Origin of the sequence: Orbus sasakiae (genome assembly GCF_039542345.1) — a bacterium.
GTDB classification, from domain to species: Bacteria; Pseudomonadota; Gammaproteobacteria; order Enterobacterales; family Orbaceae; genus Orbus; species Orbus sasakiae.
In genome coordinates this window covers 1-1,720 of the sequence record NZ_BAABHY010000016.1, presented here as the reverse complement: position 1 = coordinate 1,720, position 1,720 = coordinate 1, and the positions used below count along the sequence as shown (strand labels likewise).

At 34.7% G+C, this 1,720-nt stretch carries 2 protein-coding genes; both read left to right on the top strand.

Annotated elements, in window-relative coordinates:
• The coding region (locus tag ABEA36_RS13200; RefSeq protein WP_425571951.1) for a glycoside hydrolase family 19 protein at positions 1–973 on the top strand (973 nt) is incomplete at its 5' end.
• 3 nt (positions 974–976) lie between these two features.
• A complete protein-coding gene (locus tag ABEA36_RS13195) occupies positions 977–1,525 on the top strand; it encodes a hypothetical protein (protein ID WP_345492823.1) in 549 nt (182 codons plus the stop codon).
• The last annotated feature ends 195 nt before the right edge of the window (positions 1,526–1,720 follow it).

The following is a 1,720-nucleotide window of genomic DNA, read 5'->3' as shown; positions in this document are numbered from 1 at the left end:
ATTACTTAATGCGCAGTATCAATCACACATTGATACATGGCAGATAGAAAAAGCGCAGCGGATCAAGCCTTCACTTTGGTGGGATGAGGTAGCTAAGGCGCAAGCCTCACAGACAGCCAACACCGACACAGCGACAACCGATAATACACCCGTATTGAGTAACCTATCCCTTGATGGCAAAGCTTGGTATTTGCATCCGGTGGGGATGGGGGAATTTATTGTTGATGATTCATTAATAACCCTAGAAATGTTAATTGCAGCTCATCCTTCTGGCTCAAAAAGTTATTACAATGAAATTTTACCTTATCTTAATCAATATGCATTAGCATATGAATTAACTGAACCTAAAGAAATAGCTCATTTTCTTTCTCAAATTGCGCATGAAAGTGGATTTAAATCAGATAATGAACAATTAAGTTTTAGCGCATCTAGGATGAAACAAGTATATGGTTGCAAAGGAGGGGAGAAAAAATATAACCCAATAACAGACAGCTGTGACTTAGGACAGCTTAGACCTAAATTATGGACAAGTACTTCTTATTATGAGAGAAATCCTGAAAATTTGGGAAATTATGTTTATGCAAATAAAATGGGAAATGGTAATGAAGCATCCGGAGATGGCTATCGCTATAGAGGTAGAGGAATGATTCAATTAACCGGTAAAGATGCCTATGATAATTTCACTAGAGTTCATAATCGGAATAACCCCGATGATATACAAGATTTTGTTTTGAATCCAGACCTATTGATGAGTTCAATACAATATGGTATCGAATCAGCTTTTGTATTTTGGTTTACTAAAACAGGGAAACCAAATCGTAACATTAATCATTATGTTAAATTACAAGATCTTGCTAAGTCAGGGACGGTACAAGAAGTGACGCAAATAGTAAACGGTGGTCAAAATGGATATAATGATAGAAAACAACGATTTAATCGCCTTGCTAGATTATTTGGTTTAAATGAGGAGTAGTATATGTTAAAAAAATACATGCGCTTTGCGCTATGTGCGATTTTGGGGTTGTTTTTTTCTTCATTGGTTTTTAGCCAACAAGATACCTCTATTGTCCACGGACCATTTAATATATCTTGGTGTAGTAGTGGAGAGTTATTTTTTACCAGAAAAGGTGACGGTTCGGTTGATTTGATTTTGAAATATATAGATGGCACTAAATTAGAAAAAACTCAAATAATTGATACTTATTATTCCGAAGGAGGGGATCCACAAGTCGAATCAATATTTTTTGATTCTATACTAAACGATAAAAACATATTTGTTATTATTTCGTGGGAAATAAACAGTCGAGGAGCTGGTACATATGGAAAACTCTATCAAGTATATGCATATAACAAATTAAATAATAAAGATAATAAATTTGTCAAAAATATGACTCTTTATCATGATAGAAAATTAACTGGAATAGATGGCGTATCTGATTCGAATATATCTTCTTTTAAATATAAAACAGCTGCTGAAGTTAAAAAATATATAAATGAAACCTACAATTTAAAACAGGTAAATTAACAATTTGAAATCGCTTTCAATAAAGCGGTCAGATTAGATTTGGCAGACTATACCAAGGGCATGTCAGCGTTACATCATATTTTAACACAGACACCGATGAACACGACATTAAGTAAAAAGGGTCAGTTACCTCCCTTTACAGCGTCGCACTTAAAAGCGGGTTTACGCACGTCATGGACAGCAGAGCAGATAGGG